Source organism: Microcoleus sp. PH2017_08_TRC_O_A (assembly GCF_020738665.1).
GTDB lineage: Bacteria > Cyanobacteriota > Cyanobacteriia > Cyanobacteriales > Microcoleaceae > Microcoleus.
On record NZ_JAEQCE010000060.1, the window covers coordinates 23,692 to 40,108 of the forward strand.

9 protein-coding genes are annotated in these 16,417 nt (G+C 48.5%); all 9 read left to right on the plus strand.

The window, feature by feature from the left end; genetic code table 11:
• Positions 1–542 precede the first annotated feature (542 nt).
• The 9 genes from JGK22_RS20615 (at position 543) to infB (ending at position 16,374) form a co-directional block, all read left to right on the plus strand.
• Positions 543–1,994 (plus strand): hypothetical protein, encoded by a 1,452-nt coding sequence (locus tag JGK22_RS20615; protein WP_325315545.1) that lies wholly within the window; start codon positions 543–545, stop codon positions 1,992–1,994.
• 1,076 nt (positions 1,995–3,070) lie between these two features.
• Positions 3,071–3,730, plus strand: coding sequence for a hypothetical protein (locus JGK22_RS20620; RefSeq protein WP_293198557.1), 660 nt, complete (start codon positions 3,071–3,073; stop codon positions 3,728–3,730).
• 103 nt (positions 3,731–3,833) lie between these two features.
• A complete protein-coding gene (locus tag JGK22_RS20625) occupies positions 3,834–6,971 on the plus strand; it encodes an efflux RND transporter permease subunit (RefSeq protein WP_293313536.1) in 3,138 nt (1,045 codons plus the stop codon).
• A 243-nt stretch (positions 6,972–7,214) separates the two neighbouring features.
• Positions 7,215–7,931 carry a two-component system response regulator RppA gene (gene rppA / locus JGK22_RS20630; RefSeq protein ID WP_293184761.1) on the plus strand — a complete coding sequence of 239 codons (717 nt, stop codon included), beginning with the start codon at positions 7,215–7,217 and terminating at the stop codon, positions 7,929–7,931.
• A 399-nt stretch (positions 7,932–8,330) separates the two neighbouring features.
• Positions 8,331–9,809 (plus strand): two-component system sensor histidine kinase RppB, encoded by a 1,479-nt coding sequence (gene rppB / locus JGK22_RS20635; RefSeq protein ID WP_293313538.1) that lies wholly within the window; start codon positions 8,331–8,333, stop codon positions 9,807–9,809.
• A 541-nt stretch (positions 9,810–10,350) separates the two neighbouring features.
• Entirely contained in the window at positions 10,351–10,815 is a 465-nt protein-coding gene (gene rimP / locus JGK22_RS20640; RefSeq protein ID WP_293184754.1) for a ribosome maturation factor RimP, read from the plus strand.
• 312 nt (positions 10,816–11,127) lie between these two features.
• A complete protein-coding gene (nusA, locus tag JGK22_RS20645; protein ID WP_293184751.1) occupies positions 11,128–12,417 on the plus strand; it encodes a transcription termination factor NusA in 1,290 nt (429 codons plus the stop codon).
• 103 nt (positions 12,418–12,520) lie between these two features.
• Positions 12,521–12,835 (plus strand): YlxR family protein, encoded by a 315-nt coding sequence (locus JGK22_RS20650; RefSeq protein WP_293148638.1) that lies wholly within the window; start codon positions 12,521–12,523, stop codon positions 12,833–12,835.
• A 383-nt stretch (positions 12,836–13,218) separates the two neighbouring features.
• Positions 13,219–16,374, plus strand: coding sequence for a translation initiation factor IF-2 (infB, locus tag JGK22_RS20655; protein WP_293184749.1), 3,156 nt, complete (start codon positions 13,219–13,221; stop codon positions 16,372–16,374).
• Positions 16,375–16,417 lie beyond the last annotated feature (43 nt).

The following is a 16,417-nucleotide window of genomic DNA, read 5'->3' on the forward strand; positions in this document are numbered from 1 at the left end:
TTGTGGAGGCGAGAACCCGAACCTTACGGAGGTTGCAGCCACCCTCGCACTTGCTCGGAAGCGCTCTCGCCAGACTGCCCCTGAGCAAGTATACCTCTCTTGAGGGTTTGACCTCAAACTCGAAGTCCAAATCTAACCTTAAACTGCGATCGGTGCAAGAGATTTGATTTCGCGGTCAAACAGCCAGCAGATTAAACAAAAATAGTAATTTATTACCAGACCAGTTAGCTCTGCAACGCCGAAAAAAAACTTAGGATTCTGCCTGAGATATAATTTTATTGCCAGAGAGAAGCAGACTAACGGGAGCTGCTGCTACCGTCAAGTTCGATCGACCTTAATATTTTACAAGTATAAAATTTTACTCAACCCGGCAAAATCAACAATCCCAAACTACCTAAATTTCCCCTGGTTCAAATAAATACTAGCTTACCCGATCGCAATCCGATCGCAACCCGACAGTTAGCCAGTTTAAGCTGTTTCCTTTTTTCCAGCTATTACCAGTTACAGTTATTTCGCTCCGTCTACTTATTTAGGAAATGCCAGTGACACCAAAACTACAGCCATCTCTAACTGAAAACTCCCGTAAAGAATCACCCAAAGTACCCTGGTTCGAGCGGTTCATTGCACTGGTCGCACTAGGAAATTTAAGCCTAGTATTATTTGATATAACTTATGTTCCCGCCCGAAATTTCTACTTCCGGCAACTACCGGTTCTCACCCAAATATACGACCCATTCAAAGGAATTCAACCCCACCGAGACACCCAGAAATATCTAGAAACCTTAGAAGAATTAAAAAAACAAGTAGTGCAAACAGGCTTGCCATCTCCTCAAGTAGCAGCCAAATTGCAGGAAATAAACACTCTGAGCGCGAACATGATCGACGAAGATCCGTTTCGAGTAGCATCAAAAAGTGGGTCCTTAGAAAAAATTAAAGACCGGATGCGCGATCGCACGCCGAATCCGCAGCAATCAGCAAAACAATCATTCAAAACATTCTGGAGCCAAGAGTATTTAAACAAACAAGGCTGGCAACAAGAAATCACTTGGTTTGACGCCAAAATCAAGCCGTTAATCGCCACCAACTATTACCGCACGATCGGAGAAAATGGGGAATTTACAGACAACTTCTGGCAAATCGACCTGCCATTTATTGCCATATTTGCGATCGAATTTCTAGCCCGCACCTACTTCATCAGCCGCCGCCACCGCAGTGTCAGTTGGCGGCAAGCCATGCTCTGGCGGTGGTACGACATCTTTTTGTTCCTCCCCTTCTGGCGCCTGTTGCGAGTATTACCCGTCACCATTCGCATCCACCAAGCCAAAATGCCCGATCTCCAACCCATACGCGCCCAAATCAGCCGAGGTTTTGTCGCCAACTTCGCGCAAGAATTGACAGAAGTAGTAGTAATTCAGCTCATCAATCAGATGCAACAATCAATTACCAGTGGCGAACTAGCAAAACAACTTTTCCAAACTCAAAAACAGCGATATTTAGACATTAATAATATCAACGAAATAGAAGCAATCGCCAGCCGTTTAGTCCAAGTAACCGTTTACAAAGTCCTGCCTCAACTCCAGCCAGATTTAGAAGATCTACTCCGGTACAATATAGAAATATTTCTCAAACAATCCCCAATTTATCAAGGCTTCCAGCAAGTACCCGGACTCGGAAACCTTCCCGCACAGCTAGCTTCACAATTAGTTGCAGAACTGTCAAAATTAGCCACCCTCGGCCCGCAAAATGCCTACGAAGCCTTCAAAATCGCTAGCGAAGATCCTCAAGGCATCCAACTCTCAAACCAGCTCGTCCAACATTTCGCACAAGCTTTAGGAAGCGAACTCCAACAGCAGCAAACTTGGCAAGAAATACAACTATTGCTGTGCGACTTCTTAGAAGAGTTTAAAATCAACTACATTCAGCGGTTGAGCGAAGAAGACTTCGAGAAAATCCTCGAACAAGCCAAACAACTGCAACAGATAGCTCCGCGTTAGGTTGAAATTTCAATTTTACAAACGCTGCAACACTTTAATTATCGAATCGTTTGTAATTTCGGCTAATAGTTTGCCATCAGGACTGACGACTAAACGACTCATTTGCTCTGGCTCTGGATCCAAAACTGCTTCTAGCTCGGCTGTTTGTAGATTCCATACTGTCAGTCCCTTCGGCGTACTACCAATTATAAAATCACGACTGAGGGTTATACTAAATGGTCTAAATATCTCACGAGAAAAGCTTTTTTTGCCTTGATTTTTCCTGTTTTTAAATCCGATAAGCTGTTACGCATTTAAACCACTAACTATCCCGATCCGGGTGCGTCACTCGTGAACACTGACTATACATGGGAAACGCCTGAAAACTGACGCACCCTACAATACCATTTTAAATGCGTAACAGCTTATTTGCAGATCGAAAGATCTTTTTCCTGTTTTTTTGATACTAACTAGGGCTTGCTGAATAAAAGTAGAAAGTTTGCCAGATAAGGGGTTTAAGCTTTTTTTGCTTGAAAAAGTGCAAGTTATAGGATTATAGAGGCTCAAAACCCTTGCAATGAAAGTTGTTAGTTTCTGGCTCAATTTGGGAATGCAAGCAATAAACCTACTATTTTTTAAGCTGTGTAGCCTCGTTTTTCCACTACGTACACTTTTTCAGCAAGCCCTAACTAGGGTCTGCCCATCTGGACTAATGTCATCAAAATGGGTGCGAAGGAGTGAAAAATTGCAATAGGGAGACTTGACTGCATCATGGGAACAGTACATCCGTCTGTGTTGAACAAAAGGGAAGACTTCCCAAGGATCATCTCCCAGAAGAATTAGAGTGGTGGCTGCCAGAATCCATAAGGCTATGCGTTTCCAGTTCCCGGACTTGAAAATTTTCATTAGGTTTCTCCATAACTTCAGAAGCGAACCGTAAATTCTGAGACTTAGCCTCAAATTTTCATCAAATTTTTATTTGGGCCTGACATTCTAGCTGGAGAAGGTTCACAACTTGCGGGGTGAGGAATAGATTGCTCTTGGGAGGAGTGGCTGTTTCATCACACCGGTTTGCTAAATGTCAGGAGGAAATTTTTATGCTATCGAAATCATTGCAGTTAAATTCGTTATCGATCGCCCGCTACGGGTCTAGTTTTGTTTTGGGATTAATGTTGTGTACGGCTTCGGCTCCGGTGCTAGCCCACGTTGGGCATAACAGCGAGTTTGCAGGTGGCGATGCGGCTAAGATTATGCAGCCGATCGAAGTTGATGCCAGTAAAGCAACAGCATTGGGAATTAAGACAGAGGCAATCCCCCCTACAACCGATGGAGGTATTCTCAAAGTTCCCAGCACCAGTTTGATTGATGCCAACGGGCAAAAGCTCGTCTACATCCAGGAAGGAACAACCTACAAACCGATCTCAGTTCAGATTGGTAGCGACTCTGGAGATGTGGTGGAAATTAAAGAAGGCAATCTAGCTTCGGGAAATCAGATTGTAACGCAGGGGGCAACACTCTTGTACTCCGAGGCATTGCGAGGTAAACCGCAAGCAGAAGCGCAGGCATCACCCGCTACATCGCAGGCATCACCCGCTATATCGCAAGCATCACCCGCTACATCGCAAGCATCACCCGCTACATCGCAAGTAGAAGCGCAGCCTGCTCAAGGATCGTCACCTTTGATGTGGGTGGGAGGCGCAGGAGTTTTACTGGTGGGTGGATTCGCCGTTTTTGCCTTAAAAGGTCAGGGCAAGTAGAGATTCAAAAACCAAGATTTTTGGTTGTTGTCGATCGCGACTGAGTAAACCTCTCTACTCCGTCTCCTAAAAGCTTGCCTAATGCTATCCAAATTTCATTTTTATGTTAAACGTCATCCCCAAATGGTCTATTGCTCAACGATGGTTAGTGGTGTTCGGGGCGATCGCCCTGACCATCTGGAGCCTGTATACAGTAAGTCGAATGCCCCTCGACGTATTGCCCAACTTTGCGCCACCTCAAGTAGAAGTACAAACCGAAGCCCCCGGTCTTGCACCGGAAGCAGTAGAATCCTTGGTGACGTTACCACTAGAAAGTGCAGTCAACGGCACGCCTGGAGTTGAAGTCGTCCGTACATCGTCAGCCGTAGGAATTTCTGTATTGCGGGTGGTGTTTAAATGGGGCACCGACCCCTATCAAGCTCGTCAACTCGTGGCAGAGCGATTGCAGGACGCGCAAGACAGACTACCAGAAGGAATTGGTACACCGCAGATATCCCCCCTAGCTCCCCCCATTGGGACGGTGATTCAATATGCCTTCACGTCTGAGACTACATCGATTATGGACGTGCGGCGTTTGGTGGATGGCAAAATCAACAACCGATTGCTGGCAGTTCCCGGCGTATCGCAAGTGCTAGTCTACGGCGGAGACGTGCAGCAGTTTCAGGTGATTGCTAGTCCAGAAAAAATGAAGGCGTTGAAGGTTTCTCTTCAGGAAGTCGTCAAGGCGGCAAACGAAGCAAATGCCAAAACCGCCGGTGGATTGTTGATTGACCCCGATCGCGAATTGGTGATTCGGGGACAGGGACAAATCCAGACGATCGCAGATTTGCAAAAAGCAGTCGTCAAGGTGCAGGAAGGAAAAACCATTCTACTGCGGGATGTGGCAGAGGTGAAGATTGGAGCTGCACTCCAGCGAGGCGATGCCAGTTGGAATCGTCAACGCGCTGTGGTGGTGATGGTGAACAAGCAACCGTTGGTAGATAGTCCCACCGTCACCAAAGCCATCATCGAGGCGATGGAGGAAATTAAACCGGGTTTACCCAAGGATGTGAAGGCAAACGTCACTTTCCGGCAAGATGCCTACATTGACGCATCGGTTGGTAATGTGCGATCGGCTTTGATCGAAGGCAGTTTGATTGTCGCAGCCATCCTGATTCCGTTTCTGATGAACTGGCGCACTCTCTCCGTCTGTTTGTTCGATTTCTTTCTGACGCTACTGTTCTCACTTTTGGTGTGTTCCTGGATCGGGCTGGAACTCAACACTATGACCCTTGGCGGATTGGTAGTGGCGATCGGGACAGCAGTGGATGATGCGATCGTCTACTGCGAAAATACCTACCGTCGCTTGCGGGAAAATCGCCTCTCGCCACATCCCAAGCCACCAATGGATGTGATTTTTGAGGGTTCTCAGGAGGTGCGCGAGTCGCTGATTGGAGCCACGTTAATTGGGATTATCGTCTTTTCACCGATTTTCACACTTTCTGGCGTGGAAGGGCGCATTTTCACCCCAATGGGCATTGCCTACTTGGTGGTGGTAGTCATCTCCAGCCTGGAATCGCTGATTGTTTCGCCCGCACTGTGTGCCATTTTGCTGCCCCACAAACGGATGAAGACGACAGAACCATTCCTAGCACTGTTTTCCAAACGAGTTTACCATCCGTTGCTAAAGTGGGCGATGCGTCGCTCTACCTTAATTTTGGGATTAGCTACAGCATCAATGGTAGCGTCGATGCTGATTGTGCCGACATTAGGACGAGATTTTCTGCCAACGTTCCAGGAACGATCGCTGATGAATGCGATCGCCCTTTATCCCGGTTCCTCACTGGAAGCAACCAATCGAGTTGGGTTAGCGATTCAAACTGCACTGAAGGATGACCCAAGGTTTGAATCTGTACAACTGCGATCGGGCCGTGCTCCAGGTGACCCGGATGCGGCATCGGTGAACTTGGCACACTTGGACGTGGAACTGAGTGAAGCAGCGATGAAAAACCGTCCTGCGGCGATTCAAGCTTTGCGGGAAGTATTGGGTCAGTTTCCGGGAGTTGCCGGCAATGTCGGTGGATTTATCAGTCACAGGATGGATGAAGTGTTGTCGGGGGTGAGAAGTGCGATCGCCATTAAAGTATTTGGCAACGACTTACAAGAACTCCGCCGCATTGGAGAACAAATCGAAACGACAATGAAAGACGTGAAGGGATTGGTAGACCTTCAGCTTGAGCCCCAAATTCCGATCCGTCAAGTACAAATTCAATTTAACCGAGATGCAGCCGCCCGCTACGGATTGACGATCGCCCAATTGTCAGATTTCACCGAAACAGCCCTGAATGGACGAGTGGTTGGTCAAGTGCCCGATGGTCAACAGTTGGTCGATGTGCTGGTTTGGGTCAACGAATCGGCCCGTCGCAATCTCAACACGATTCGCAACCTCCAAGTTAATACCCCAACTAATCAAATCATCCCGCTTTCGGAAGTGGCAAAGGTTGACTTTGGCAAGGGCCCGAACACGATTAATCGGGAAAACGTCTCTCGTTTAATTGTGGTTTCAGCCAACGTACAGGGACGCGATGTTGGTTCGGTTGTTGATGATATTCGCGCCAAAGTTAAGCAATCGGTGCAACTGCCCCAAGGCTACTATATTCAGTACGGCGGACAGTATGAGTCGGAACAACGGGCTGCTCAAAACTTCCTAATTTTCGGAATATTAGCGGTGGTGGCGATCGCAGTATTGATGTACTTCACGGTAAAATCCGTTCCGGCGATGCTGATGGTGATGGTCAATTTACCATTGGCACTGGTTGGCGGTGTCATCTCAGTGCTGCTAACGGGTGGCGTTCTCTCTGTTCCTTCAATGGTCGGCTTTGTGACCTTGTTTGGTGTGGCGACGCGCAATGGATTGCTGCTGGTAGACAACTACAACACCAAACTTGCCGAAGGAATGCCACTTTCGGAAGTAATTGTAGAAGGTTCGATGGAACGGTTGCTGGCGATTCTGATGACAGCACTCACCTCGGCATTGGGGATGATTCCCTTGGTTTTAAGCGGTGGCGCCGGTAAGGAATTGTTGCAACCATTGGCGATCGTCGTCCTCGGCGGACTCTTTACCTCAACCGCTCTCACTCTACTGGTTCTACCTGCATTGTATGCTCGATTTGGCAAGTTTCTGATCCCTAAACGGATGATGGAAACAACCGAGTTGAGAAACTATGGTATTGAGCAGACAGCAACGAAAGAAGTAGGCTAATAACAGTTAACAGTTAACAGTTAACAGTTGACTGTTAACTCAGTTAACTATTTAAACAATACCGATGCAACCGGAAACAATATGATATCAAATCCGGTAGCATCGTCCTGTATTCATCTCCCTATTCTCTCTGTGTCCTCTGCGCCCTCTGCGGTAAAAACATTCCGATCCAAAATGTTGGATAAATTTCGAGAATTCGTATATGTTTGTTAGTAAAAAAGTATTGGACGAGATAGCGATAAAATGAGAATTCTGCTGGCGGAAGACGAACCCGATTTAGGTGCGATCGTACAACGCACCTTGAGCCGCGAAAAGTACCTGGTGGATTGGGTGCAGGATGGCACAACTGCTTGGAACTATCTGGAAGACCAATGGACAGAGTACACGATCGCCATTTTTGACTGGTTGCTACCGGGAATTTCTGGCGTCGAACTGTGCCAACGTTTGCGCCGGCAGAATAATCCTTTACCAGTTTTGATGTTGACGGCAAAAGATCGCACGGAGGATATGGTGGCTGGGCTAGATGCTGGGGCTGATGACTATCTGATGAAACCGTTCGTTAAAGCGGAGTTGTTAGCCCGGTTGCGGGCACTCCAGCGACGGGGACGGAGTTTGTCGCCGGAACAGTCGCCCCATTTTAATTCTGACCAACTTGAGGCGGGGCGATTGCGGCTTAATTATACTAAATCAACCATCTCCACTACCGATGATGGGGAACAACAAACGGTGATTCCTCTGACGGCTAATGAGTTTCGGTTACTGGAATATTTCATGCAGCACCCGAATCAAATCCTCACGCGCGATCGACTTTTGAATCGTTTGTGGGACGTGGATGCTGACCCGATGAGCAATGTAGTTGCTGCCAGAATTCGTCTGTTGCGTCGCAAGCTGGCAGATTATGGCTGTGATGGGATGATTGAAACGGTTCATGGATTCGGTTATCGCTTGAACAAGTTATGACGCTAGCGGTTGAAAGAAACTGTTGGCGAATTCACCGAGGGCGTCACCCCTCACCTCTGGGAGGCAATATTTCCGTTCACTATTGGTAGTTAAGTAGAAGGAAGAAGGAAGAAGGAAGAAGGAAGAAGGAAGAATGCTTATAGAGCAAGTTTTCTAGCCATCGAGATCTTATGTTTAATTAGGTGGACTTACTTAACAGCTATTCGGAAACCCGAATTATATAACAATCAGCATAAAAACATCAGTAGAACACCATAACAATGGTGATTGCTAACAACCTTTCGCTCAGAGGTTTTGCACTGAAAATACCATCTCAGCCAAGATATTTTTCAGTTTTTCTGAATTGAAAAAAGCCAGATATTGAGTTGTGAATGATGGAGGCATCAACTCTAACAAGGTTTGATTCCCATCAACTGTCAACTGTCAACTGTCAACTGTCAACTGTCAACTGTCAACTGTCAACTGTCAACTGTCAACTGTCAACTGTCAACTGTCAACTGTCAACTGACTGTCAACTGTCAACTGTCAACTGTCAACTGCTATAATATGCACTCGAACAAGCTATTTAACCGCACGCGCTGGCAACTCGCAGGTTGGTATGCGATCGTGATAGGTCTGTTGTTAGGTATCTGCGGTGTTGCAGCATATCAGGTTTTGTTTCACACCCAGCGATATATCCTCCAGCAAAAACTACAGGACTTAGCCGGAACGCTGCATGACAGTATCGAACCTGAATTACAACAACCGGGACAGATTTCATCCAGCTTGAAAACTATTTTGCCCGGTTTGTGTTTATCGAATGAAAACTGTTATTTTTCAAGCAATGACGGCGCGCGACATACTGCTAGAGTGTTTCAGCAGGAGGGCTATTATCTCCGCTTTTTAAACGAATCTGGACGTGTTTTGGCGACGAGTGGAGAGCAGCCAAATGTATTAAAACGTTTTGCGCCAAAGGAGTTTTGGCAGGTTCTGAATTGTTCTAAGGGCGATCGCTTTTATCAAATTTCTCTATTACTGAGAACCAACAGCGGTTTGCCTTGGGGTTATCTGCAAATTGGGCGATCGCTCAAAGAATGGGATGCTTATCTTAACACCTTGCGACTGTTCCTGTTTTTAGGCTTACCTTTTGCGATGCTGTTAGTGGGAGGAGCGAGTTGGTGGTTAGCGGGAGTAGCGATGCAACCAATTTATCAGTCCTATCGCCAGATGCAACAATTCACCTCCGATGCTGCTCATGAATTGCGAACGCCTCTCGCTGTGATCCAGAGTACAGTTGAGGATACTCGTCTTGCTGAAGACTTACCAGAGGTTAATCAAAACCTGGATATTATCGAACGACAAAACATCCGTCTCTCCAGGTTAGTCAAAGATTTACTGTTCATTTGTCGCATTGAACAACAACAGATTTCGACTCAATTGCAGCCTTGCTCTCTCAACGATCTGATCGGCGATTTAGTAGAGGAACTTGCAGGTTTGGCAATGATAGCTGATGTACATTTGAAGTTAGAAATTCGTGCCTCACAAGCCACTATGATTCTTGGGGATGAAGTCCAACTTTACCGTATGGTAACGAACTTAATTACCAACGCCATTCACTACACTCCCCCAGGAGGACTAATCTTTGCCATCCTCGATCGCACTGACAAGGAAGCCCTAATTCAAGTTCAAGATACGGGTGTTGGTATCGCTCCAGCCGAACAAACGCGAATTTTCGATCGTTTCTATCGAGTCCAGAGCGATCGCTCTAGAGCCACAGGAGGGGCAGGATTAGGGCTATCGATTGCGAGTGCGATCGTAGTGGCTCATCAAGGCAGCATTCAAGTTGAGAGCGAGTTGGGCAAAGGCAGTACATTTACAATCCGTCTGCCGCTTAATTGAGAACAATTTAGATGCGGGAAAACTTACTAACTATGAGAAGTTCGGGATCGAGTGGTTAAACCGATCGTTGGAGTATAGAAACGAAGTCTCTACAGAATCTTAGCCACTTTAGCCTCATCGAGTGTCAACGGGGGGGCGATCGAGCTAAACTGAGAATTGAGGCAAACTTCGATGAAAAGTTTACCACGAGAGATAAATGGTGCTTTGGGCTTCATGAGAGCGAGGTTTGCGGGATACCGCCTTCACAGTCAGTAATGACGGTGTTCCTATCGCTACACAATCCGGGAAATTCCCGTATTGTGTCCCGTAAATGTATCTGTTCTCAAACTTCTTGGAAAAAATTGTTTTACCTAGAAGTGGGTCAAGCCCACTTTTTTTGTTGCATTAGTCGCAGGAAAAGAACTCAGGGCATCAGACTTGCGAGTTTAGGACTGATCCAGTAGGAGCAATCTTCCGGTGGTTCCCCCTTACCCCATATCTTGCCTAAGTCCTCAAGTTGAACCCGTGTCCGAGTTCAGGAGTTTTAGTTTAAGTATTCGATATGACTCATCCCCTAATCCCACAAATCATTGACTTAGCTACCCCCGTTGCAGAAACACTGGGATTGGAAGTAGTGGGAGCAGTGTTTCACACCAACCAAAATCCTCCCGTCTTGCGGGTAGACATCCGTAACGTCCAGCAAGACACCGGTTTAGCCGACTGCGAGCGGATGAGTACAGCCCTGGAAGTCGAGTTAGAGGCATCCGACATCATCCCCGACGCCTACGTGCTAGAGATTTCCAGTCCCGGAATATCCCGATTGCTCAGCAGCGATCGAGAATTCATTACTTTTAAAGGTTTCCCCGTCACACTCACAGCCACCGAACCCGACTCGCGAATCAAAGAGTGGAAAGGACTACTTGTGGGCAGGGATGAAACAACGGTTTATCTCAATCTAAAAGGGCGACAGGTTAAAATTCCCCGCCCTCAGATTGTCAAAGTTGAACTAGACGAAGGTAAGGAGTAAAAAAGGGGAATTTTGAATTTTGAGTTGTAGGGGCCGTACCCCCGTGTCTGCCCGATTTGAGTTTTGAGATTGCCTCGCAGGAAGCTAAAAATGCTTCGCTGCGAGTTAATTTTTAAGAATCACATCTTTAGCCACAGGGTTGAAGTAGAACAACCAATAAATTGTTGCAGCACCCAGATACCCTAATGCTATCTTTGTAACTCATCAATCATCAGTTATCACTTTTTTCAACAATTACCGACTGTCAATTACCAATCATCTATTTCCGATCGCAAGTTACGTATTGTCACATCAAAAAAAGGAGTGTTTTATATGTCAATGGTTCCCCTGCGCGGACTCAAAGAAATGATCGAAGGTATTAGCAAAGAGCGAAATTTACCCAAACACGCCGTCCAAGCAGCATTGCGAGAAGCCCTGCTTAAAGGATACGAACGCTACCGCCGCACCCAAAAACTCGACCACTTCAGCGAAGAATACTTCGACAATTTTGATGTAGAATTAGACGCAGAACAAGAAGGTTTTCGCGTTTTAGCTAACAAAACTATTGTCGAAGAAGTCGTCAATCCCGATCACGAAATAGCACTTTCTGAAGTACAAGAAGTAGCCACAGAAGCTCAGCCTGGGAGCATCGTACTCGTAGATGTAACACCCGATCAAAAAGAATTTGGTCGCATGGCAGCCATCCAGACCAAACAAGTCCTGGCTCAAAAACTGCGCGACCAACAGCGCAAAATGATTCAAGAAGAGTTTAAAGATTTAGAAGAAACTGTTCTTCAAGCAAGAGTGCTCAGGTTTGAGAGGCAGTCGGTAATTTTGGCAGTTACCAGCAGCTTCGGTCAGCCGGAAGTAGATGCCGAACTCCCCAAACGCGAACAGTTGCCTAACGACAATTACCGTGCGAACGCTACATTCAAGGTTTATCTCAAAAAAGTAGGCGAAGGTTCTACTAGAGGGCCGCAGTTACTTGTTTCTAGAGCAGACGCCGGTTTGGTGGTTTACCTGTTTGCTAACGAAGTACCAGAAATAGAAGATGGGGTGGTGAGGATTGTCGCCGTAGCTAGGGAGGCAAATCCGCCCTCCCGGCACGTCGGCCCTCGGACTAAAATAGCAGTAGATACTCTCGATCGCGATGTAGACCCCGTAGGAGCCTGCATCGGAGCGCGGGGATCGCGAATTCAGGTAGTAGTCAACGAATTGCGCGGCGAAAAAATAGACGTGATCCGCTGGTCTCCAGATCCTGCAACCTATATTGCTAACGCTCTGAGTCCAGCTAGAGTAGATGAAGTGCGTTTGGTTGCCCCAGAAGGGAGGCGCGCTCACATTTTGGTCGCGGAAGACCAACTGAGTCTTGCCATTGGTAAAGAAGGTCAGAACGTCCGCCTCGCAGCCCGCCTGACCGGTTGGAAAATCGATATCAAAGATATTGCTAAGTACGATCGCGACGCCGAAGACAGCAAACTGGCAGCAGAAGCAAGCAGGCTCGAAGAACTAGCAGGCGACGACTACGACGAAGAGGAAGGATCCGGCTACGACGGCGACGAGGAAACGGCAGAATTTGAGCAAGAGGAGCCAGCCACGGACGAAACCGCAGCCACAGTCTAAACACTGTGACATTCACTTTTATGTTTCTGGCACGGGAGACAAGGAGGACAATTCCCCTATTCCCCCCTCTCCCACTCTCTCAACTCTCCCGGAATCACTAGAAATGAAACCGAACTACCGGTGTTGCACAAGTTGTCGAAAAATAGCTCCTAAGGAAGCTTTTTGGCGAGTAGTCAGGCTCTATCCTTCTCATCAGGTACAATTAGATCGCGGCCTCGGTCGTTCCGCTTACCTTTGTCCGGCGAGCCAATGCCTCAAAGCAGCTCAGAAAAAAAATCGACTTGGGCGATCGCTCAAAGCGCCTGTGTCTGACGAACTGTACCAAACACTTTGGCAGCGTTTAGCCACATCTGACTGTACATCTGACTCGGAATCGATCGGGCACCAAACCGACAATAGTTCGGCCTCGACTGTATAAACCCTCTTGGCAGCCCTACCAGTAATTACCGGTAGCGCCAGCTCTAAAACCCCGATCCGATCTGCCCACCAGTCTGGAAAGATTTGTGTCAGATTAGATAAGGGTAGGGTACTAGCAGAGGTATCCTCAAGGTGGAAAGACAAACTTTAAAGATTGATTTGTGGCAGTTGCCAAAATTCAGACTTGACAGTTCTCGCTTTCCCAAAAAAAACTTGAGAATTCTCCAACCGCAGACTTCAGCGAATTGCATCTTTTAGATAAAATTGCTGAGCGAGTACCAAAACCCCGATTCTTGACACTGAATCAATCACAGCGAATGATGTCGTCATTAGAACAAAAAATCAAAATGTAAAAACTGGTTGGCACAAAAGAGGGCAGAGTGGATGAACAACGGCAAAGTAAGAATTTACGAATTATCACGGGAACTAAATTTGGATAATAAAGACATCTTGGCAGTTTGCGAGCGGCTCAATATTTCAGTAAAGAGCCACAGCAGCACAATTACAGAATCTGAAGCAGAGCGCATTCGCAAAACGGCGGAAAAATACGTAGCCAGCCACTCTACCCCCGGCAAGCCAGCTCCCCCCGAAAGAGCAGCAGCGCCATCTAGAGAATCTGGCCCTCATCCTAACGACCAACAAAAAAAGCAGCAAATTTTAGAAATACGCAGTCCAAAAGTACGGCCGGCTGGTGCTTCGTCCCAGCCCGCAGGCAACGAGGAGCAAAAAAACCAGCCAGGGGCCACCGTGGCCACTCCTCCCAAATCGCCAGCCTCTCAACAACTCCAGCCTCCAGCTAAACCAAATATCAATCGACCTGTACTCTCGAAGCCAAATGTCGCTGGAGCGGCGGCAGCTTCAGAAACAAGCTCGGAAACTGTAGGTGCGATCGCCCCGGAAACAAGCTCCCAGGCTCAAGCACCTGCGACACCTCAACCGCCGTCAGAAAAGGCTCCAGAACGCACCCCCCGCCCGCCGGTCGCCCCTCCAGCGCCGCCAGCAGGGGCAAAACTCACGTCGCCACCAGTCAGAGCGGCGTCCGAGCAGGCTGGCCGCAACCCACAAACTCTGGGAAACAAGCCGGTACTGAAACTGGCCAGAACCGATCAAGACCAATCAGAACAGGGAGAAACTCTGGAAGCGCCGGCGAAACCGAGCCGCCCCAGCAGACCTGCACCATCCGGTAGCGACGCTCAAAGACCTCGCCCAGGTGCTGGTGGGCCAGTGAAAACAGCACTTGCCGATCGACCGCAGCAGGGCGGCCCGCGCCGGAGCCTTGCCCCCGCAACGTCAGCCGCTGGGTTGCGTAGCCGGGGCGGTGACATTTCTGCCACCGGAGAAGACGCAGACGATGACGGAGACGATACGTCGTTGTTGCTGGATACTCTTCTCCTTCCCAAGCCGACTCTGCCAAAGCCAGCCAAAAAGACACAGGTCATTTGGGAAGAAGATGATGACGAAAACTCAGATGCTGCCAAAGCTGCCAAAGCAGCCAAGGCCAAAAATCGTCGCCTCAAACCCATAGACGAGGATGACGATGACTTAGAAAATGGCTTGGATATGCCAGCACCAGTCACCGTCAGCCTGTCTCTAGCCCGCCCAGCTAAGGCGAAGACACAAGCAGCACCCAAGTCAACACCAACTCCGGGCGCACCCGGTAGCAGCGGCAAAAATAAGAGACCGGGCCCTTCTCACGATAAAAGCTCTTCTGGTTCTTCCGGGGGACGCGGCAACCGGGGCAAAACAGCCGAAGCTAAGGTAGAACGTCCAGAAAAGCTGCTGCTGAGCAGACCGATGACCGTTCAAGAACTAGCAGTTACCTTGGCTGTTCCCGAAACCGAAATTATTAAGAGGCTGTTCTCTAAAGGTATTGCGGTCAACATTACCGAAACCCTGGACATTCCAGCGGTGAGAATGGTAGCCGAAGAAATGGGCGTAGAGGTAGAAACCCCAGAAATAGAAGAGCCAGCTACCAAAATCATCGAGATGATCGATGAGGCAGATTTGGAATACCTCCAGCGCCGTCCGCCAGTGGTAACGATTATGGGCCACGTGGATCACGGCAAAACTACTTTGCTAGACTCGATCCGCAAAACCAAGGTCGCTCAGGGAGAAGCTGGGGGTATTACCCAGCACATCGGTGCTTACCACGTGGATGTGGTACACGAAGGCAAGAGCCAGCAGGTGGTATTTTTGGATACGCCCGGTCACGAAGCCTTTACAGCTATGCGGGCTCGCGGTACGCGGGTGACAGACATTGCCATCTTGGTGGTGGCGGCGGACGACGGCGTGCGACCCCAGACAATTGAAGCTATCAGCCACGCGAAAGCGGCGAAAGTGCCAATTGTCGTGGCTATCAATAAAGTTGACAAGGAGGGCGCTCAGCCGGAACGGGTGAAGCAAGAGCTTACTGAGTACGGCTTGGTCGCAGATGACTGGGGCGGCGATGTGACGATGGTTCCAGTCAGCGCTATCCGAGGGGAAAACCTCGATACGCTGTTGGAAATGATTCTGACAGTCGCGGAAATGGAAGACCTCAACGCTAACCCGAACCGAGCGGCTAAGGGTACTGTAATTGAAGCTCACCTCGACAAGGCAAGGGGGCCAGTGGCAACTCTGCTGGTGCAAAATGGCACGCTGCGAGTGGGCGATATTGTGGTCGCAGGCTCTGCTCTGGGCAAGGTGCGGGCGATGATCGACGATCGCGGCGATCGCGTAGACCAAGCAAGTCCATCCTTCGCTGTGGAAGTGCTGGGGCTGCGGGAAGTACCGCAAGCTGGAGATGAGTTTGATGTCTTCGCTAACGAAAAAGAAGCAGCGGCGATCGCCAGCGGAAGAGCTACATCCCAAAGAGATTCGCGTCTACTTCAAGGTGGTCGGATCAGCCTCAGTGGCTTCTCTCAACAAGCTAAGGAAGGCGTTCTTAAGGAACTCAACTTGATCTTGAAGGCAGATGTCCAAGGCTCCCTGGAAGCCATTGTCGGTTCTCTGACCCAACTTCCTCAAAAAGAAGTTCAACTCCGATTGCTGCTATCTGCTCCTGGGGAAATCACAGAAACGGATATTGACCTGGCCTCCGCTAGTAATGCTGTGATTATCGGGTTCAATACTACTCTCGCCACCGGCGCTCGCCAAGCAGCCGACCAAGCGGGCGTAGACGTGCGGGAATACAGCATCATCTACAAACTCTTGGATGATATTCAAGGGGCGATGGAAGGACTGCTGGAACCCGAACTGGTGGAAGAACCTCTGGGTAAGGTGGAAGTGCGCGCTGTCTTCGCGATCGGTCGGGGGGCTGTGGCTGGATGCTACGTACTCGAAGGCAAGGTCATCCGCAACTGTAAGGTGCGGGTGCGCCGGGGCAACAATGTCGTTTACGAAGGTGTCCTTGACTCCCTCAAACGGATGAAGGAAGATGCCAAGGAAGTCAATACTGGCTATGAATGCGGTATTTCCTTGAGCGGGTTTAGCGACTGGGCGGAAGGCGATATTATTGAAGCCTACCGGATGGTTACTAAGCGCCGCACGCTATCTCAATAGTTTTGAGTTGTGAGTGTTGAGTTGGAAGAGAATTTTTGAGTGA

Bases quoted from the DNA above. Each gene is read 5' to 3' on its own strand.
- JGK22_RS20620 (WP_293198557.1), top strand. From the start codon at position 3,071: ATGCTATCGAAATCATTGCAGTTAAATTCGTTATCGATCGCCCGCTAC.
- JGK22_RS20625 (WP_293313536.1), top strand. From the start codon at position 3,834: ATGTTAAACGTCATCCCCAAATGGTCTATTGCTCAACGATGGTTAGTG.
- rppA (WP_293184761.1), top strand. From the start codon at position 7,215: ATGAGAATTCTGCTGGCGGAAGACGAACCCGATTTAGGTGCGATCGTA.
- rimP (WP_293184754.1), top strand. From the start codon at position 10,351: ATGACTCATCCCCTAATCCCACAAATCATTGACTTAGCTACCCCCGTT.
- nusA (WP_293184751.1), top strand. From the start codon at position 11,128: ATGTCAATGGTTCCCCTGCGCGGACTCAAAGAAATGATCGAAGGTATT.
- JGK22_RS20650 (WP_293148638.1), top strand. From the start codon at position 12,521: ATGAAACCGAACTACCGGTGTTGCACAAGTTGTCGAAAAATAGCTCCT.
- infB (WP_293184749.1), top strand. From the start codon at position 13,219: ATGAACAACGGCAAAGTAAGAATTTACGAATTATCACGGGAACTAAAT.